This window comes from Bradyrhizobium sp. 23 (assembly GCF_023073295.1).
Classification (GTDB): domain Bacteria; phylum Pseudomonadota; class Alphaproteobacteria; order Rhizobiales; family Xanthobacteraceae; genus Bradyrhizobium; species Bradyrhizobium canariense_D.
In genome coordinates this window covers 153,734-171,502 of record NZ_JADPJF010000088.1, presented here as the reverse complement: position 1 = coordinate 171,502, position 17,769 = coordinate 153,734, and the positions used below count along the sequence as shown (strand labels likewise).

The following is a 17,769-nucleotide window of genomic DNA, read 5'->3' as shown; positions in this document are numbered from 1 at the left end:
GGTGAAAGCAGGCACGCCGCTTCAGACGATCCAGATGGCAGCCGACGAAGCCGGCTTCTTCTTTCCGCTCGATCTCGGCTCGCGCGGCTCCTGCGCCATCGGCGGCAACCTCTCGACCAATGCCGGCGGCAATCGCGTGATCCGCTATGGCATGACGCGCGAACTGGTGCTCGGGCTCGAAGTCGTGCTGCCCGACGGCACCATCATCACTAGCCTCAACAAGCTGATGAAGAACAATGCCGGCTACGATCTGAAGCATCTGTTCATCGGCTCGGAAGGCACGCTCGGCATCATCACCCGCGTGGTGCTGCGGCTGTTTCCAAAACCGCGTTCGACCATGGCCGCGCTCTGCGCGCTCGAGGACTATGCCGCGGTGATCGCGCTGCTCGGCGCCGCGCGAAGCGGGCTCGGCCCGCTGCTGTCGGCGTTCGAGGTGATGTGGCCGGATTACTGGGACGTGATCACGTCGCGCGCAGGCGTCAAGCCGCCGGTCGCCGCAGGCCATGGCCTCTACGTGCTGGTGGAAGCGCAGGGCACCGACGAGAGCCTCGACGCACCGCGCTTCCAAAGCTGGCTCGAAGAGCTGATGGAGCGCGGGCTGCTCGCCGACGCCGCCGTGGCGCAATCGCTGGCGCAGACGCGAAGCTTCTGGCGCGTGCGCGACATCTGCGCCGAGTTCGGCCAGGTGTTGGGTCCGCACATCTCCTACGACATCGGCCTCGCCGTGGCGCGGATGGACGAGTTCGTCACGCGCTGCAAGGCGGCGCTGGCTGATGGCGTCGAGGGATGCGAAAGCGTCTATTACGGCCATATCGGCGACGGCAATCTGCATCTCGTCTCCTGGGTCACCGGCCTTGCCGTCGAGCAGCAGCCGAAGGAAGAGATGGACGCGATCATTTACGGTCTCGTGCGCGAGATGGGCGGCAGCGTCTCGGCCGAGCACGGCATCGGCACGTTGAAGAAGAAGTGGCTGGGTCATGCCCGCAGCGAGGCCGAGATCGCGCTGATGCGAACGCTGAAGGCCGCGCTCGATCCCGATCATCTGCTCAACCCCGGCAAGGTGATCTGAGAGAGCCAATGCGATCGCTGAAGCTCGATGCGCCGAAATCGCTGTCGCAGCGGGTGATGCAGCGGCTGCGCCAGGCCATCATCGACGGCGAGTTCGCGCTCGGCGCCGCCATCTCCGAGGAGATGGTGGCAAACTCCTTCGGCGTCAGCCGCACCCCGGTGCGCGAGGCGATGGGTCAGCTGCAGGCGCAGGGCCTCGTCGTGATCCGGCCGCAGGTCGGCAGTTTTGTCTTTACGCCAAGCGCGGAAGACATCACCGCGCTCTGCACGTTCAGGATCGCGCTGGAGCCCAAGGCCGCTGAGCTCGCCTTCCGCCATGATCGCGCCGGTGCGATCGCGACGATGAGCGAGGCGATCGCGGCGATGGAGCCGGCGATTGCAGCCAGGGACAACATCGCCTATGGCCGCGCCGATGCCGCTTTCCATGAGGCGCTGTTCGCCCATTGCGACAACCGCTATCTCGCCGAATCCTATCAGCTCGCATCTAGCCGCGTCGCGGCACTCCGCACCAATTTGACTTCGCCGATCGACGTGCGCACGCGCACGTCTTTCGACGAGCATCGCAAGCTGCTCGATCTGTTCGCCCGCGGCGAGTTTGCCGCCTTCGCGACGCTGATGACCACGCACGTCACCAATTCTGGCGTGGTCTACGCCAAAGCGCTGCAGGTCGATTGAGCGCTGCTACCGCGCATTTTTCGTGCCGGGCCTGTCCAGAAAATCCAGCGCGGTGTTGATCTGTTCGAGCTGGTGTTCGATTTTGTCGCGGTCCTCGGCCGTGGGCGCCTTCTCGAGCTGCTCAACCAGCTTCTGCTTTCGGAGCAGCAAGTTCTCTATGACTGTACTCACGGCTCCCCCATCCGCCAGGGGCGAACATCGAGGCAATATTACACCCCGGAGGCGAGCGCGCGCCAGCCGGGCCCAGCGCAACCCTGCATCAGAATGTTCGCGAGGGCAGTTGGTTCCTGCGCGTGACCCGAGAAGGTGCAGACAGCTGATGGCGGCGCTCGCGAACGGTTAACGCGGTCGCACGCCCGGGCTGCCGGTCGCGGAACCGGATCTTTCACCTGCCCGTCGGTTGTATTCGGAGGCCCGGAGTCCTATGCGTATGCGCCATGGACATCCAGATCATCGCCGCCGAAAAACCCCTGATGGCGCAGGCACGCCCGCACAAGCCGGCGCCGTTCCTGCCGATGAGTCGCGCCGAGATGGATGCGCTCGGCTGGGACGCTTGCGACATCGTGCTGGTGACGGGCGATGCCTATGTCGACCATCCCAGCTTCGGCATGGCCATCATCGGCCGGCTGCTGGAGGCGCAGGGCTTTCGGGTCGGCATCATCTCGCAGCCGGACTGGCATTCGGCCGAGCCGTTCAAGGCATTGGGCAAGCCAAAAGTCTTCTTCGGCGTCACCGGCGGCAACATGGATTCGATGGTGAACCGCTACACCGCGGATCGTCGCCTGCGCCATGACGATGCCTATACCGCGGGCGGCGAAGGTGGCAAGCGGCCGGACCGCTGCACCGTCGTCTACGCGCAGCGTTGCCGCGAGGCGTTCAAGGGCGTCCCGGTCGTACTCGGCGGCATCGAGGCCTCGCTGCGCCGGATCGCGCATTACGATTACTGGTCCGACAAGGTGCGCCGCTCGGTGCTGGCCGACGCCAAGGCGGACCTGCTGCTCTACGGCAATGCCGAGCGCGCCGTCGTCGAAGTGGCCAATCGTCTCGCCGCCGGCGAGGCGCCGCGCGAGCTCGACGACATCAGGGGCGTCGCGCTGTTCCGCCGCGTGCCCGACGATTACACCGAGCTGCACGCCGACGATATCGACTCCGCCGATGAGGGCGCTTCGCGCACGAAAGGCTTGACCGTGATCCGGCTGCCCGCTTTGGAGCAGGTCGAGCAGGACAAGGAAGCCTATGCGCGCGCGTCACGCGTGCTGCACCGGGAGAGCAATCCCGGCAATGCGCGGCCGCTGGTGCAGCGCCACGGCGATCGCGATCTCTGGCTCAACCCGCCGCCGATTCCGCTGACCAGCGAGGAGATGGACGCCGTCTACGATCTTCCTTACGCGCGCGCCCCGCATCCGTCCTACGTTGACGCGAAGATCCCGGCGTGGGACATGATCAAGTTCTCGGTGACGATCATGCGCGGCTGTTTTGGCGGCTGCACCTTCTGCTCGATCACCGAGCACGAGGGCCGCATCATCCAGAACCGGTCCGAGGGCTCGATCCTGCGCGAGATCGAGAAGATCCGCGACAAGACGCCGGGCTTCACCGGCGTGATCTCGGACATCGGCGGTCCCACCGCCAACATGTACCGGATGGCGTGCAAGGACCCGAAGGTCGAGGCCGCGTGCCGGCGGCCGTCCTGCGTCTTCCCCGAGATCTGCCCGAATCTCAACACCTCGCATGACGATCTGATCCGGCTCTATCGCAAGGTGCGCGAGACCAAGGGCATCAAGAAGGTGATGGTCGCCTCCGGCGTGCGCTACGACCTCGCGGTCGAGAGCCCCGAATACATCAAGGAGCTCGTCACCCATCACGTCGGCGGTTATCTCAAGATCGCGCCCGAACATACCGAGCGCGGGCCGCTCGACAAGATGATGAAGCCCGGCATCGGCGCCTACAACCAGTTCAAGCGGATGTTCGATGCCGCGGCCGAACAGGCCGGCAAGAAATACTATTTGATCCCGTATTTCATCGCGGCACATCCGGGCACGACCGACGAGGACATGATGAACCTGGCGCTATGGCTGAAGAAGAACCGCTACCGCGCGGATCAGGTGCAGACCTTCCTGCCCTCGCCGATGGCGACCGCGACGGCGATGTACCACACCGGCGTCAACCCACTGCGCGGCGTGCGGCGCGGTGGCAGCGACAAGGTCGAGGCGATCAAGGGCCTGCGCCAGCGTCGCTTGCACAAGGCGTTCCTGCGCTACCATGACCCCGACAATTGGCCGGTGCTGCGTGAAGCCCTGAAAGAGATGGGCCGCGCCGATCTGATCGGTTCGCGCCCCGACCAGCTGGTCCCCGCGCACCAGCCGCCCGGCACCGGCAAGGCCGCCGGCACGCGGCGGCCGGTTCGTCCAGACGGCAAGACGCAGCGGTTCACGACCAAGAATTTGCGGGTGATGAAGTAGCGGGCGAGCCGGATCAGGTCCGGTTCAGCTTCGCATTGTCGCCCTCAAAACAAAAACCTCGAAAACAACCCCATGCACAGTAGCCGGCATGAGCGGGATCAATGACTTAGGCGATTGCCGAATCCGTTGAATCCGCGGGGTGAGATAACGGAAAAACCGAAATTATGTTTTGACGAAATATTGACTCGTCGGGCAAAACAGGCGCAAGATGCCATTGTCGCGGCACGCGTGGCAGGGCGAGCCCCAACCGCTACTCCGTATCGATATCCTCGAGCTTCACACCGCGTCCCGCGCGGAGGCTCGAAGCAACCGTCCTCCGACTTGAATCCATTCAACACAGCAGGCGTCGATGCGCGCCCGGATGCGCTGGGGAGCGTAGTCGTAAACCCGATAGCTCGCGGGGTAGCCGGTGTCCGCTCTGTCCGCGAAACCGGACATAGCCAGTCCCGCCTTGTGAGTCAGCTAGGGGCCACAAGCGGAAGTGCGCTGGGTCTCAGACTTGAGAGCGCGACAAGTCCAGCGTGAGGGAGACCACCACCAGCGTAAGAAGGAACAGAGCAAAGATCGAAATTTTCACGCTTCGTCCCCAGTCGGTGACCACCCGCGCCAACCACAACATGGCAACGAGAGACGAGCAACCGGAGACACCGATGGCTAGGGCGTCCGCGTCGTGAGTAAGACCCAGCGGGAGTTTGAGTCCAATGTAGACGACGAACCCCGCCATAAACATCGACCAAGCCACCCATCCGATCGAAACCGCTTCCTCTAGCAATAGCTTTCGGCCGAAGAACCACTGAGCGCGCGACACCATGAATGCAGAGGCGGCGAGCACGGCCGCAGAGACTGTCCCAAGGTGTTCAGCAGCGGTCATGGCGTTCCCTGTCGTGGGGTCTTGAGGTCTCAGATGAGCCCGAAGCTGATTGCGATTAAGAAGAATACGATCAGGCCGATGCCGACCAGCTTGAAGATGTAAGCGGCCTCAACATGTTGCCCAATCCATTCGAAGTCCGGCCCCCATAGGACGGTCGCGACGAACCCGAGAACGAAGGTCGTGATCAGCAGGATCACGTGGAGGGTGTCCATATGGATCGACCTTTATCGTCACTGCCACGACCACTCACCCATGACGCCGATAAACCAGCCAGCATTGAAGGCAACAACCAGCATGAGGAGGCAGGTCAATAAAGAGGGCTCGACGTCTTGCACGCCCTGAGCACGCCAAATTGCGAGCAACCCCAGCGCACAAATGCCCGCGCAAAGAGCAGGCCAGATCGCTGCGAACCGCCCCCGACGGGTCTGTGGCAGACGCCTGGCCCGGCGAGACGCCACCAAGGCAGTCAAGGCCAACACAATCAGACAAGCGGTGAGCAAGTACATTCGACGGGATCATCCCTGGCGCAACCGCCGCCATCTCGAAGGCGCTGGCGAGCCAATAGCATGCATTGATTGCCTCAACCTTAAAGCGATGGAGAAAACTGATCCCACGGACCAACCCCCTTGCGCGCTTATCGCAAGCACCTACGGGAGGAGACCGCGCGACGCATTGGCTCAAGTCAGGCATGGGGCGGAAGGGGCCTTAATGGTCCGCAAACCTAGTTCTCGGGCATCTGCCGGCTCAGGTCGTCCTCGTGCTACTTTAGCGGCATGTGGCCTTTCAGCATTCGTTCCACCCTCCTCCTCGTACTCATCGTCGGGGGCACGTCCAGCATCTACGTGTTCGGCGTCAGCCTGATTATGGTACTGATAGCGTTGGGCCTAGCCGGACTTCTATACGTCGCGTTCGCTAAGCGCTACGGGTGGGGCAATGAAGGGCGTCTCACGAGGCATCTCAGTCGCCCGCCGTTCGAAGACGAAAGCCGCAAATCCAGTTGAAGTGGACCGCGCGGACGACCGCTCCGGACCAAGCGCTGAACGGTGGAGCTGGCCATAATGGGCACATTCTACAGCGATGACCAGATGCAGGAAGCGATTGCGGCGCTGGAGGACCACACTCCCGGTATCTGGGAGAGAATGAAGAAGATGGCTCTGATCCCGGACGCCCCTCACGATGAGGGACAAGAAATAGAACAGGGAGCCATCGTGCGCGTGCTTACCATCGTTCTGCCCAAAGTGCCGTTCGTTGCGCAAGCTCGGGACCCATTAGAGGCAAGGGCACGCTTAAGTATAGACTTGGGCGACGCTGCGCGAGCCGAAAGCGCATCCGCAAAGGATGGCGTTTAGATCAACGCGATGACCGCTGCGGGTCACAAGCGGTCCTCGACAGATTGCGCGGCAAGTCAGCTGAGGGGCCAGAAGCCGACTCGTTGGTCGACCGCAGCCGGTCACGACCACCAAGCCTGCTCAATTCTTCATTGCTCTTGCCGCCTGTTCCAAACTGGCCGGAACGATCACGCGATGAAACGGTGCTATCGTAGCAAGATAGATGCGCCCCAGTCAGTTATGGCAATGCACCACGGTACCCGCGACCAGCTCGCGCCCATTTGCTGCATCGGCGCGAAGTTGAATGGTGACGCGGAAGTCGAGATGCCGGTCATCCGCACCCACGACCAACTCCGTCGCACTCTTTGACAGCACCGGGAAGAAGCCGATAACCGGCCCACGCGCCGCCGCGGCAAGACCGACGGCGCGCGACGATTTGACCGCGACTGCCGCCATCACCACATCGCGGACACGCGTGAGCGCACGAATCCACCACGCCTGTCGCTCGAGCGCGGCGCGTGCCAGCACCTCTACATCATCGCTGGCGCCCGCCGGCAGTTGAATTGCAAAGGCGTCCAAAAGGTCCGCGCCCGCGTAAAGCGGCGCAAGCACGCTGTTGCTGGGCATCGGCACGGCGCGCGCTTTTGTCATGGGATCAGGTACCGCATGCCGGGGAGGGGCGTAGCGCAGCCGGCGTTGCAGAGGATCTTGCCGCCGCCGTCCTTTTATATCCACGCGCTCTGCAACGCAACAATCCTGCGGCGCACATGTCTCAGTTAGGCCAAAAGGCCAGCTGGCAGCGATGTCTGCTTCGGTCCGCTTCCCCCTCGAGGAGCGGCACTTACCCATACGCGCTTCCCAGGTCGTCATCTTTCCTCCGGCCGAAGTGTCGCAAACTCCTCCCGTCCTCCATATGTTGCCTCCATGAAAAAGATCGGATTCCTCTCCTTCGGGCACTGGACGCCCTCGCCGCAATCGCAGACCCGCTCGGCTGCGGACACGCTGCTGCAATCCATCGAGCTTGCGGTTGCGGCGGAAGAGCTCGGCGCCGATGGCGCCTATTTCCGCGTGCACCATTTCGCGCGCCAGCTCGCCTCGCCCTTTCCGCTGCTGGCCGCGGTCGGCGCCAGGACCAGCAAGGTCGAGATCGGCACGGCCGTGATCGACATGCGCTACGAGAACCCGCTGTATATGGCGGAGGACGCAGGCTCTGCCGATCTCATCGCCGGCGGGCGCCTCCAGCTCGGCATCAGCCGCGGCTCGCCCGAGCAGGTGATCGATGGCTGGCGCTATTTCGGCTACGGGCCGGCCGACGGCGAGAGCGACGCCGACATGGGCCGGCGTCATGCCGAGGTCTTTCTCGACATCTTGCGCGGCGAAGGTTTTGCAAAACCCAACCCGCAGCCGATGTTCCCAAATCCACCGGGGCTGTTGCGGCTCGAACCGCATGCGGAAGGTCTGCGCGAGAGGATCTGGTGGGGTGCCGGCTCGAACGCCACGGCGGTCTGGGCCGCCAGGCACGGCATGAATCTGCAGAGCTCGACGCTCAAGAACGACGAGACCGGCGAAGCCTTCCACGTGCAGCAGGCCGCGCAAATCCGTACCTATCGCGCAGCCTGGAAAGAGGCCGGCCACCCCCGCGAGCCGCGCGTCTCCGTCAGCCGCAGCATCTTCGCGCTGATCGACGATCGCGACCGCGCCTATTTCGGCGGCGAGCGCGGCAGCGAGGACCAGGTCGGCTTCATCGACCCGCGCACCCGCGCGATCTTCGGCCGCTCCTATGCGGCGGAGCCTGATGTGCTGATCGAGCAGCTCCGAACGGACGAGGCGATCGCCGAGGCGGACACGTTGCTGTTGACGATTCCGAACCAGCTCGGCGTCGACTATTGCGCGCACGCCATCGAGGCGATCCTCACGCATGTGGCGCCTGCGCTGGGGTGGCGGTGACGCCTGGACTGCCGCACAATTTTTAAAGGTTACGGCTTTTAAAGGCTACGTCGCGGGCTGGTAGTGTGCCAGCCGCTCCGGATCGGCATCCGGAACGGAGACCGTCTGCGCCCTGATCTGGCTGCCGATGACCAGTCCGGTGAGCGAGAGCATGAGCCCCAGCGCCAGCGGCGCGAACAAGGCCTCTTCCTGAAACAATCCATTCAGCAGCACGACCATGACGCCGAAGCCCGCGAGCCCCTGCGTCAGATATCCGGAGAACGCATAAAGACGCCAGGCCTTCAGCGCCACCGCGAAATGAAACGCCAGCGGAACGAGGGCGGCGATGCCCATCTGGTACAGCAGGACCCCGATCGCACTCTCGACGGCGCCGTTGGTCGTTCCGGCGGCCTGCGCGGCGCTCCAGTCGATCGAGAAATAATCGTCCGACAGATTTCCGCCGACGCCCAGGCCGCGGCCAAACGGCTTTTCGAGAAATCCGTTCAAGCCGCCCATGAGGCCGAGGACGTGATAGTCGCCGATCTGCAAGCCGACGCGGATCGCGACAATTGCAAACACGATCAAGGCCACGAAGCCGAGCCATAGCGTCACCACGGCGCCGAGCAGACGGGTCGATATCCAGGCCGTGGCGACGAACACCACCACGATGAGCGCTCCCTTCACGCTGCAAACGATCAGCAGCGGCAACGCCACGAGGGCCAGAACCGGACGCCCTACCGAAAACAGGAAAAGCCCGAAAAACGCGATCCCGTACGCGAAGCTGATCGGGTGCATATTCGGCCCGTGGATGCGGAGGATCTTCGACACGCCGAACCCTTCGAGCAGGGGCGTATTGAGAAAGTCGAAGCTGAAGCGATCCTTCAGATCGACCGGCACGTTGCCGGTGGCGCGCATCTCGGCTTCCCAAGCGCCGGAGCGGGCCGCCTTGAGCTCGTCGAAACCCCAGAACGTGTAGCCGTTGGTGACGGCCAGCCAGAAATCCCGAAACGCAAACTCGACGTATCCGCACAGGATCAGAATGACTCCAAGCGTCACCAGGAACGGCGTGGCGCGAACCTCATAGGTCGCGGCCGTCAGCAGCGAGAGCTGAAACAGGAACAGCGGCAGCACGATGTTGCGCAGATAGACCGTTGCCGCCTGGCCGTCCTGGACGAAGCCGATCGCGAAATACAACGACACCACGGCGAGGGTCACGACGCCCCAGCGCATGATCTGATTGACCTCAGTCGACCGGTTCCTTTGGCCGGCGACGTAGAGCCCAAATGTCGTCAGCCACATCACGGAGCAGACGAGAAAATTATAGCCTTTGATGAAGTCCAGGTCGGACGGCGCCGAAATCAGCGGCGACAGGATCGAGACGAACAGGTTCTGGAAGAACAGGACGAAGATCGCGATCGCCGGCGCGTAGGTTGGAGCCGCAACCACGATGGCGATGGCGACGAGAACTTCGACGGTCAGGGACAGGACCGGGCTCGCCCCGTGCAGGACCGGCACAAAGCCGATGGTTGCGATGGCGATGCAGAGCGTCGGGATCAGCTCGCGCCAAGGCGAACGTGAAGGCGAACGCGAAGGCTCGGGACAGCCCGCCTGCACGGCTTGAAGATGCGGTGAGGTCCCGCCACTCATGACTCGTCCTTTGGCGCAGCGCGGCGGCCACGATAGCGGCAGGATGCGTAAGGATTCGTTAACGATGACGGACCGGCTTCAGCGGCGGCCCGGCTTCGCGGCGCCGAACAGCGCGCGCATGACGTCGGGATCGGGCTTGCCGGTCCCGTTTTCGAGCAGGCCGAATCCCTGCGCCAGCTCCCAATGCGCCCAGCCCCAGCAATGCGCCCGCGCATATGCGGTCACGGCCGCGAGCCAGCGTACGCGGCTGTCCCGGGGCGCCGCGGCTTTCAACACGCCAAATTCGTTGATGATGATCGGCCGCGAAAATTGCTGCTGCCACGCGACCGCGGGCGCGAGCCAGCGGCTGACATCCGGCTTGTCCCTGGCGGCGGCAATCGCCGTGTCGAGCATGAGGAGCGCCTTCGTCGCGCCTCTGTCCTGCAAATCCCGGCGGAGCGCCTGAACCCCGGGATCGCCGGCGCTGATCGGATAACGCAGATCCGTGATGTCGTGCAGCGGATCCTGCACGTCCCAGTGGCCCTGGTGTGTGAACACCATGGGATCGTAGAAATGGATGGCGTAGACGACGTTTGGATCCGGCAACGGGCGAAACCGCGGCAGCGAGTCCGCGCGTTGCCAGTCGACCGGGCCGACGATCAGCGTGGTCGCGGGAAGCAATTGGCGAACGAAGGCGGCGAGCGTTTCGACCTGCTTTTGCCATCTGCCGGCTTCGATGTCGGGCTCATTGAGCAGCTCGGCGAACACGCGGTCGGCCGGGAACGATTGAATGACCCGGGCGAGCGTGCCCCACGCATCCTCCAGCTCGCGCAGCGAGGCGTCGGCGTCGTCCTTGTGCAGGCGATTGAAACGATCGCCGGGATGAAGATCGACGGAGATTGAATAGCCGAGCGAGATGAGCTGCTTCAATGCCTTGTCGAGCGCACGCAGCGTCTCATCGCGTTCCGCTTTCGAAGCGAAGCGCAGCATCACGCGCTCGGCCGGCACCGGCAAGCGGACATGACTCATCCCCGCCTTGCGAAGCTGCTGCAGCAATTCGCGAGTTGGAGGCGCGGATTTTTCGCCATTGATCCAGCCGTCGGCATTGAACCCGCGCGACAGTGCGGCGAGCCTGTGCGGCGCGACGGTCTGCGAGGCAGGTACGCAAGTTTCGGCCGATGTCGCGGAGGCGAGCGACGTTGGCATCAAGATCGTGGATAGCAAGATCGTGGCAAGGAGCAGACGACGGCACGGCGTCGCCATCGTCAAACCGCCCTGCTAAGCGCACCGCCGTCAGGGTGAGGCGCGGCAGAGCCGGCGGGCGCATGATTGACGACGAGACCGGTCGGCACGGTGTCGTACTTCGACAGCGCGGCGGTCACCCGTCGCATCGCCGCCGAACCGAGCTCGCCGGCGCGCACCACCGGGATGATCAGGTCCGCGTGCGCGGCGAGCGCGATCGCATCTGGCTGCAAGGCAAGATTGTTCGCATGGACGATGATCAGGTCGAACTCCGAGCGAATGTCGTCCTCCGGCCGCGCATCGGCCTTCCTGCCGGCGCTCAGCAGCTCGTCGATCGACTGGAGTCCTGCCGTGGTCGAGCCGTCCTGCCATTCGGTCACCGGCGGCTGGGCGCCCGCGAATTCCGGCTGCAGCCGGATCAGCACGCTCATCATGCCGCGATTGACGGCCGCGCGGTTGAGCGAGCGCGCAACGGTATTGCCGCCGGCGCTCTTGCCGACCGACAGCACGAGGGCGACCTTGCAGCCACGCACCGGGGCACGATCGATACGCTCGAGCAGCGGACGCAAGTAAGCGCCGAGATCGAGCTCGGCTGGGGCGGCAATCGGTCGTTGCCAGACAGTGTTGGGCGCAGCTCCCGACATCAGTTCGGGAATGCGGGACCAGACCGGAAGGTTCGGCATCGCCTCGGGTTGCTGCACGGCCGGAGCCGGACGCTTGGCTTGCCGCTTCGGCGTCTCCCTCGCCTCCGCACGCGTGGGCGTTCGAGCCGGAGCCTCGGCAGGATCGGACTTGTCGGACATGCTCGTCATCGCCGCAACCGTAGCGGTTGACGTCAGCAGCGAGCCGATCGCGAGCGCGGCGAGCAGCAGGGCGAGCGGCGGACGCGTCGAGCGCAGCGGCGGGATCGCGGGCGAAGCGATCTTGGTCTGCGAGCTCTGAAGCTGACGCTGCTCGTTGGTCGTCTTGAACCGCGACAAAAACTGCTCGTAGATGTTCTTGTTGGCATCGGCATCGCGCTGCAGCTCCTGCAGCTTCACGAGCGCCTGGCCGTCCACCAGCATCTGCGTCTCGACCGCCTTGAGCTGCTTTTCCAGCGCGGCCTGCTGCTCGAGCTGGGCCTCGTATTCGGACTTCGCGGTGTCGATGTTCTTCTTCCGCTCGACCTCGATCTGCCTGTTGATGTCAGCCAACTGGCTGTAGGAGATCGCAAGATCAGGATGGCGGTCGCCGTAGACCGCCTTCTTCTGTGCGATCTGGTCGTTCAGGGTCGAGCGCTGCGCGCGCAGCATGCTCAGGAGATCCTGCTTCACCGGACCTTCGACATTGGCCTTGAGATCGCGCTGCACCTGCTCGTAACGCGCCTTGGCTTCCTCGGTGCGCGCACGAGCCGCGGAGACCTGCTGGTTCAGGTCGGTCACCCGCAATTGCTGGGTGGTGGAATCCTTGCCGGCATTGAGGATCTTGTGCTCGAGCCGGAAGGCTGCGACGGCGTCTTCCGAGACGCGCAGGCGCTCGCTGAGCGTCTTCAGCCGGTCCTTGAGCCAGTCGGCCGCCTCGTCCGTCGCATCGCTGCGCACGCGGCTCTGGGTCGCGACGAACGCCTCTGCGATGGCATTGGCATAATACGCTGCCCGCTCCGCACTGTTCGAGGTGAACGAGATGGCGATGACGTAAGTCAGGCCGCGACGCGAGATATCGAGGCGGCTGCGGAGTTTTTCGAGCAGGCGCGTCATGTCGGTATGACCGCCTGCGATATCCTCGTCGTCGGCGATCTTGAGCTTCTCGATCAGGGGCCGGAGAAAGCCGTCCGATTTGGCGATCTCGATCTGGCTCTGAAGCGCAGCGGCGTCCTGGCCGATGCCAGGCAGCACGTCCTGGTCCGTGGTCACGCGCAGCTCGCGGGGATCGACCACGACGAGCGCCGTCGCGGCATAGCGGACCGGCAGCACCATCAGCACGGCGACGCCGAGCGCGAAGAGTGCCAGCGCCAGCATCAGGATGCGCCGGCCGTTCTCACGCAGAAAAGAGAACGCGCCGGTGAGGGTCAGCGATCCCTTGATCAGCGCGGGGGCGATGTTGTCGGGGGTCGCCGCCGCAGCCCGCGGCGCTTCCCACGAAGCCGCGGGCTCCGTCGGGGCGATGCTTCGCGGAGATGCGCTTCTACCGAACGCCATGGGGTTGGACTCGAAATCAACTAACAGGCACAGCCTAGAGACTTGCTGCACCGTAAATATCCATGGTTAACCCGCGGTTACGGCTGCCGCGAAGCTCGGTAAACGATTCGTTAAGGAGACGACGCACGGCCCTGCGCGGAGAGGGGTTCCGTGCGTCCGGATACCGGGCGACACCGAATGCATAAAGTCCGCTATTGGTTGGCGCGGACGCTTGCGGAAGACTTTCTTGCGCTTCGACGACCCGGCGCGCCGGATCTCAAAACAAAGCGGCGTTGCCAGCCTGCCCGTAGATCATTGCGGCCACGAGAGAGAGCAGCAAGCCCGCGCCCGAAAAGATCACGAGGACTTTCAGAGTTTCGACATCAACGTTGGTTCTCGTCGCGCGGGATATCGCCTTTGCCAGTGCAGCCATCATCGCCAGCTCCGAACAGGCCGCGCGAAGGCGCGACCTGTTTTGTCTAGCGTCATTGGGCGCATTTGCGTGTGAAGCAGATTACAAGTGATGTTGCGTGCTGCACCTTACACCGCCGGCCGAGCGTGCCTGGATCTTACCATTCATAGAGCACCACGCTCTTGCCGGCGCAGCAGCGCGTGACGTGCCCCTCGCGTATCACGGGCGGTCGCGCGACCTACATCTTATGCGGGAAACAGCCGACTTGCTGCCACTTTGCGGTGCAGGCTCGCGGCCGGTATTATTCTCAACTGATTCTCGTCTGACGAGGTACGGATGTCGCGGCCGCTCATCGGCGCGGTCCCTGTCAGGCGGAAACGATCTTGGTGCCGAGGATGATTCGGCGTCGTCAGGGGAGGACAATTTGCCATGCCTGGGATGACTGGACTGCAGCTGGCCGGCGCTGTCGCCGCGGAGCGCCCCGGGACGGTCATCCTCCTGAGCACGGGATACGCAGAGATTCCCAGCAACGAACGATCCAGCCTGCCGCGTTTATCAAAGCCATTCGACCAGGCTGCGTTGGCGAAGGCAATCGAGGCGGCAATGCGCGAAGACGAGCCAAGCGGATCCATCGTCGCTTTTCGGCCGAAGAGCGCGTGAAAGCCGGATGATGAATGGCGCACCGTCTGGCGCGGTCCCGATTCGGAAGCGCCAATGGTCCATCAAATCCCGCCGGGAAGCTCAACGCCCGCTTCCGTCAGGTCACGGAGGAATTTCCGCACCAGGAGCATGTTAGTTCTCTGCAACTCGTGATTATTGCCGAACTTGAACTGGTTGGCTTCGGTTACGATCAGACCCTGGTCGGTCTCGCGGAAAATGCCTTGCTTCTTCAAGCGATCGGCGCGCCGCCGAACGGTTTCGATCGGCAGACCGAAAAAGCGGGACAGGGCGGCACGGGAAACGCCCTGCTTGATCTTGTCCGGCTCCACCGCCTGGATACTGCCAAATTGCCGGTCGAGTTCGGGGGTCTTCATGATCTTGAGAACGTTGGCGTTCAGGACCGCATGAATGATCATCAAGTCCAGCGGATCGAAATCGTAGTGGCGGAACATTTCGCTGGCTGCGCACAGCATGTAGGCCAACGAGTGGCGGGAGACGGTTCGGATCAAATCCGACGCGATGTCCTCGCCTTCAGTCGTACCAACCATCACCAGTCCCCGCTTCTACAGATGTCCGGTCCGACGCCCACAAGCCGGTTCTATGTATCCGTGGCGCACCACGCGTGAGGCAGGACCGGTCTGCTGTTCCCCCAATATGGGTATGGTTGCGGTTCAATCGGGTCAATAGCCGGCTTGTCGGCAATATCATTTTCACCGATACGGGATTGAGTGGCCGGGCGCGCAATTGGCGCGTGCCAACGGTGGTCGTGGGCCAAATGACATTCATCATCGAAGCTGTAAAAGACGACTGCCGCACCGTGGATTTCCGTGACAGCGCGATCGTTGCGGTGATCCTGGCCCGCAAGCATGCGGTGAATGGTTTTGTGGTGTCGATCACGGCTCCGGACGGGCAGCTTTTTTCCGCCGATCAGTTCAACCGTTTGCTGACGAGCAAGGGGCTTGGTTCGGATCCGGCGGCGCAAGATGTAGGGCGGCGCTAAAGCGGGCTTTGTCGGCGGTACGCAGAATCCCGAACAGTGCAATTGATTGTCATCGCGCCGAAACGGGTGCGCCGCCTGCGGACGAAACGAATGGATGCGGGAAATCGGCGTCGATCGCGTATTCGAAAATGGCGCGCCCGGAACGATTCGAACGTCCGACCCTCAGATTCGTAGTCTGATGCTCTATCCAGCTGAGCTACGGGCGCGTTTTTCGCTGACATTGCGGGCGTGGCCCGCAGGCAGCCCCCGGCGACGCCGGAGGGGTGCGAAAGAGCGCCCTGACTAACCGCTCTTGCCCCAATTGGCAAGGTCCGGATTGAGGTGATTTTGCTGGGAAATGACGGTTTCCGCACTCAGCCGCCGGCCGACCTACGCCCGCGCCCGCTCGTTGCGGACGGAGAGCAGTTCCACGGGGCGGTCGGGGATGACGATCCGGAAGGTGGCACCGATGGTGCCTTCGACCAGATGGATGTCGCCGCCATGGGCGCGGACCAGCTCGGCGGCGATGGCAAGGCCGAGGCCGCTGCCGCCGGGGCGGCCGGAGGTCTGGAACGCCTCGAACAGGTGTTCGCGAGTCTTCTGCGGCACGCCAGGGCCGGTATCGGAGACCTCGAGGATGGCGACCGCGCCCTCGCGTTTTCCCGTGATCCGGATCTGCTGCGCGCCGCCCTCGGCGGACGCATGGCTTTCCAGCGCTTGGGCGGCGTTGCGGACGAGGTTGAGCAGCACGCGGAAGAGCTGGTCGGGATCGGCATCGACCGCGAGCCCGCGCTCGATTGCGGCGACCCAGGAGATCGAGGCGTCGGAGGCAAGGCCAGCGGTCTCGCGCACCTCAAGCACCACCGGCTCGATCATGATCATGCGCCGGTCGGGCGCGGCTTCCTGGGCGCGGCCGTAAGACAAGGTCGACTGACAGAAGGCGATGGCGCGCTCGAGCGAGCGGACGAGTTTTGGCGCAAAGCGCTGCACCCGCGGATCCGGCACGCTGGCGAGCTGGTCCGACAGGAGTTGTGCCGAGGCCAGCAGATTGCGCAGGTCGTGATTGATCTTGGAGACGGCGAGGCCGAGGGCGGCGAGCCGGCTCTTCTGATGCAGCATCGACATCAGGTCGCGCTGCATGTCCGACAATTCACGCTCGGCAACGCCGATCTCGTCGCTGCGCTGGCTCGGCACGATGATCCCCGCCGAACTCTCGGGATTTTCGTGGAAGCCGACCAGGCTCGCGGTCAGCCGCCGCATCGGGCGCACGAAGAGATAATGCATGGCGAGATAGACGAGGCCCGCGGTCAACACAGCGATGATCAGCGCGACCACCACGACGTTGCGGGAGAAGCGGTACATCGACTGCCGCAGCGGCAGCTCGTCGGTGACGATCTCCATGAACTGGGCGTTGCCGACGCCGGGCCCGACGATCCGGATGGCCTGGTTGCCGGTCTCCAGCATCATCCGGAACGAGCCGGTGATCGCCTCCCACGCCGTCATGTCGCGCAGGTCGATGTCGTGCTCGATCGCGGCGGGCAGATTGTCGCTGGCGAGCAGACGGCGCTGCTGGCCCATCTTGATGGCGACGGCGCGCGCATTGATGCTTTTCAGGATCTCGCGCGAGAGCGAATCGGGGACCATGCCGAGCGGCGCCGCATCGAGCACCAGCGCCGCCGTGTTGGCCGCGGCGACGCGGTCGTTGAGCCGGTTGACCCAGAAGTTGGCGATGGCCGGCACGTAGAGCAGGATGGCCGCGATCATCACCAGGGGGACGGTGAGCAGCAGCAGCTTGCCGGACAGCCCAAGTCCGCGCGTCCCACGCGGCAGCGCCGCCGGCGGGTCCCGCTGATCCCCATCCTGGATCGGCTGGAGGTCTGTCGCTGCCACGAAATTCGCCCTCGCTGCCTTTACCGGGTTGAAGATTTGGCTGGTGAAGGGTTTGGCGCGTACGAAGATGCGGCCCGCCCCCAGCGCGGTCAAATTACAGATCGTCAATCTGCCAAGGTCGGATGTAAGCGCAGATTTGGCGAGTCGCTACCTCAAGGGTTAAAAACCCCGCACAAACAGCGATATTCGCCGGAATTGAGCTCTTGTGCGGCGTTGACGAAAAGAAGGCGCTCGCTTATAAGCCGCGCAATTGTCCGCGATGACCCGGTGTGACCGCCGGGAGCGGCTCTCTTGGGGCCGAAAAAGGCCCGTTTTGGGCAGCATCTTCCGGACTTTATCATCAATTCTACAGGCAAATTGCCCGGTCAGCGGAGAAAAACCCGTGAAGCGGACTTATCAACCCAGCAAACTGGTGCGCAAGCGCCGTCACGGCTTCCGTGCCCGTCTCGCCACGGCCGGCGGCCGAAAGGTGCTCGC

At 63.7% G+C, this 17,769-nt stretch carries 18 protein-coding genes and 1 tRNA gene; 8 read left to right on the top strand and 11 right to left on the bottom strand.

The genetic code is table 11. From position 1 onward, the window contains the following. Together IVB32_RS21775 and IVB32_RS21770 are read left to right on the top strand one after the other, a co-directional pair. A partial coding sequence (locus IVB32_RS21775) for an FAD-binding oxidoreductase (RefSeq protein WP_247411405.1) occupies positions 1–1,069 on the top strand: 1,069 nt, incomplete at its 5' end. A gap of 8 nt (positions 1,070–1,077) precedes the next feature. Continuing rightward, on the top strand, positions 1,078–1,743 hold the full coding sequence (locus tag IVB32_RS21770; protein ID WP_247369103.1) for a GntR family transcriptional regulator: 666 nt from the start codon (positions 1,078–1,080) through the stop codon (positions 1,741–1,743). 6 nt (positions 1,744–1,749) lie between these two features. On the opposite strand, the gene IVB32_RS21765 is transcribed toward IVB32_RS21770, so the two are convergent. Beyond that, on the bottom strand, positions 1,750–1,914 hold the full coding sequence (locus IVB32_RS21765; RefSeq protein ID WP_162847272.1) for a hypothetical protein: 165 nt from the start codon (positions 1,912–1,914) through the stop codon (positions 1,750–1,752). 266 nt (positions 1,915–2,180) lie between these two features. Between IVB32_RS21765 and IVB32_RS21760 the strand changes: the two genes are divergently transcribed. After that, entirely contained in the window at positions 2,181–4,202 is a 2,022-nt protein-coding gene (locus tag IVB32_RS21760; protein WP_018453053.1) for a YgiQ family radical SAM protein, read from the top strand. Positions 4,203–4,695: 493 nt separating this feature from the next. Here the strand turns inward: IVB32_RS21760 and IVB32_RS21755 are convergent, their stop codons facing one another. Continuing rightward, positions 4,696–5,073 (bottom strand): hypothetical protein, encoded by a 378-nt coding sequence (locus IVB32_RS21755; RefSeq protein ID WP_247296440.1) that lies wholly within the window; start codon positions 5,071–5,073, stop codon positions 4,696–4,698. A gap of 29 nt (positions 5,074–5,102) precedes the next feature. Further along, positions 5,103–5,270 carry a hypothetical protein gene (locus IVB32_RS21750; protein WP_247369106.1) on the bottom strand — a complete coding sequence of 56 codons (168 nt, stop codon included), beginning with the start codon at positions 5,268–5,270 and terminating at the stop codon, positions 5,103–5,105. An 861-nt stretch (positions 5,271–6,131) separates the two neighbouring features. Here IVB32_RS21750 and IVB32_RS21745 point away from each other — a divergent pair. Next, positions 6,132–6,422: a hypothetical protein gene (locus IVB32_RS21745; protein WP_247296436.1), complete on the top strand. Its 291-nt coding sequence runs from the start codon at positions 6,132–6,134 to the stop codon at positions 6,420–6,422. Between the two features lie 213 nt (positions 6,423–6,635). On the opposite strand, the gene IVB32_RS21740 is transcribed toward IVB32_RS21745, so the two are convergent. Continuing rightward, positions 6,636–7,052, bottom strand: a complete 417-nt coding sequence (locus IVB32_RS21740) for a DUF2867 domain-containing protein (RefSeq protein ID WP_247411402.1) — start codon at positions 7,050–7,052, stop codon at positions 6,636–6,638. Between the two features lie 273 nt (positions 7,053–7,325). On the opposite strand from IVB32_RS21740, the gene IVB32_RS21735 reads away from it, so the two are divergent. Beyond that, entirely contained in the window at positions 7,326–8,348 is a 1,023-nt protein-coding gene (locus tag IVB32_RS21735) for an LLM class flavin-dependent oxidoreductase (protein ID WP_018453045.1), read from the top strand. Between the two features lie 45 nt (positions 8,349–8,393). Here IVB32_RS21735 and IVB32_RS21730 read toward each other — a convergent pair whose 3' ends face one another. Both IVB32_RS21730 and IVB32_RS21725 read right to left on the bottom strand, forming a co-directional pair. Continuing rightward, positions 8,394–9,974 (bottom strand): hypothetical protein, encoded by a 1,581-nt coding sequence (locus IVB32_RS21730; RefSeq protein ID WP_018453044.1) that lies wholly within the window; start codon positions 9,972–9,974, stop codon positions 8,394–8,396. A 78-nt stretch (positions 9,975–10,052) separates the two neighbouring features. Beyond that, positions 10,053–11,075 carry a cellulase family glycosylhydrolase gene (locus tag IVB32_RS21725; protein ID WP_247411423.1) on the bottom strand — a complete coding sequence of 341 codons (1,023 nt, stop codon included), beginning with the start codon at positions 11,073–11,075 and terminating at the stop codon, positions 10,053–10,055. On the opposite strand from IVB32_RS21725, the gene IVB32_RS21720 reads away from it, so the two are divergent. Beyond that, complete coding sequence (locus IVB32_RS21720; RefSeq protein ID WP_247411426.1) at positions 11,041–11,235, top strand: hypothetical protein; 195 nt, start codon at positions 11,041–11,043, stop codon at positions 11,233–11,235. The genes IVB32_RS21725 and IVB32_RS21720 overlap by 35 nt on opposite strands. On the opposite strand, the gene IVB32_RS21715 is transcribed toward IVB32_RS21720, so the two are convergent. The 3 genes from IVB32_RS21715 to IVB32_RS21705 form a co-directional block, all read right to left on the bottom strand. Continuing rightward, positions 11,219–13,372 (bottom strand): GumC family protein, encoded by a 2,154-nt coding sequence (locus IVB32_RS21715; RefSeq protein ID WP_247369108.1) that lies wholly within the window; start codon positions 13,370–13,372, stop codon positions 11,219–11,221. The two genes, IVB32_RS21720 and IVB32_RS21715, sit on opposite strands and share 17 nt — an antisense overlap. A gap of 256 nt (positions 13,373–13,628) precedes the next feature. Beyond that, entirely contained in the window at positions 13,629–13,787 is a 159-nt protein-coding gene (locus IVB32_RS21710) for a hypothetical protein (RefSeq protein WP_018453041.1), read from the bottom strand. A gap of 698 nt (positions 13,788–14,485) precedes the next feature. Further along, complete coding sequence (locus tag IVB32_RS21705; protein ID WP_231190860.1) at positions 14,486–14,896, bottom strand: hypothetical protein; 411 nt, start codon at positions 14,894–14,896, stop codon at positions 14,486–14,488. A gap of 302 nt (positions 14,897–15,198) precedes the next feature. Between IVB32_RS21705 and IVB32_RS21700 the strand changes: the two genes are divergently transcribed. Beyond that, a complete protein-coding gene (locus tag IVB32_RS21700; RefSeq protein WP_018453038.1) occupies positions 15,199–15,423 on the top strand; it encodes a hypothetical protein in 225 nt (74 codons plus the stop codon). Positions 15,424–15,552: 129 nt separating this feature from the next. Here the strand turns inward: IVB32_RS21700 and IVB32_RS21695 are convergent. Continuing rightward, a tRNA-Arg gene (locus IVB32_RS21695) sits at positions 15,553–15,629 on the bottom strand. Positions 15,630–15,792: 163 nt separating this feature from the next. Then, positions 15,793–17,292 (bottom strand): HAMP domain-containing sensor histidine kinase, encoded by a 1,500-nt coding sequence (locus tag IVB32_RS21690; RefSeq protein ID WP_026232446.1) that lies wholly within the window; start codon positions 17,290–17,292, stop codon positions 15,793–15,795. A gap of 382 nt (positions 17,293–17,674) precedes the next feature. Here IVB32_RS21690 and rpmH point away from each other — a divergent pair. Further along, on the top strand, positions 17,675–17,769 hold a 95-nt coding region (gene rpmH / locus IVB32_RS21685; RefSeq protein WP_229198769.1), incomplete at its 3' end, for a 50S ribosomal protein L34.

What these genes read in the sequence shown, in the direction of transcription:
- IVB32_RS21710 (WP_018453041.1), bottom strand. Translation starts at nt 13,787, where the DNA reads ATGATGGCTGCACTGGCAAAGGCGATATCCCGCGCGACGAGAACCAAC.
- IVB32_RS21715 (WP_247369108.1), bottom strand. Translation starts at nt 13,372, where the DNA reads ATGGCGTTCGGTAGAAGCGCATCTCCGCGAAGCATCGCCCCGACGGAG.
- IVB32_RS21730 (WP_018453044.1), bottom strand. Translation starts at nt 9,974, where the DNA reads ATGAGTGGCGGGACCTCACCGCATCTTCAAGCCGTGCAGGCGGGCTGT.
- IVB32_RS21740 (WP_247411402.1), bottom strand. Translation starts at nt 7,052, where the DNA reads ATGACAAAAGCGCGCGCCGTGCCGATGCCCAGCAACAGCGTGCTTGCG.
- IVB32_RS21745 (WP_247296436.1), top strand. Translation starts at nt 6,132, where the DNA reads ATGGGCACATTCTACAGCGATGACCAGATGCAGGAAGCGATTGCGGCG.
- IVB32_RS21735 (WP_018453045.1), top strand. Translation starts at nt 7,326, where the DNA reads ATGAAAAAGATCGGATTCCTCTCCTTCGGGCACTGGACGCCCTCGCCG.
- IVB32_RS21705 (WP_231190860.1), bottom strand. Translation starts at nt 14,896, where the DNA reads ATGCTGTGCGCAGCCAGCGAAATGTTCCGCCACTACGATTTCGATCCG.
- IVB32_RS21755 (WP_247296440.1), bottom strand. Translation starts at nt 5,073, where the DNA reads ATGACCGCTGCTGAACACCTTGGGACAGTCTCTGCGGCCGTGCTCGCC.
- IVB32_RS21770 (WP_247369103.1), top strand. Translation starts at nt 1,078, where the DNA reads ATGCGATCGCTGAAGCTCGATGCGCCGAAATCGCTGTCGCAGCGGGTG.
- IVB32_RS21760 (WP_018453053.1), top strand. Translation starts at nt 2,181, where the DNA reads ATGGACATCCAGATCATCGCCGCCGAAAAACCCCTGATGGCGCAGGCA.
- IVB32_RS21700 (WP_018453038.1), top strand. Translation starts at nt 15,199, where the DNA reads ATGACATTCATCATCGAAGCTGTAAAAGACGACTGCCGCACCGTGGAT.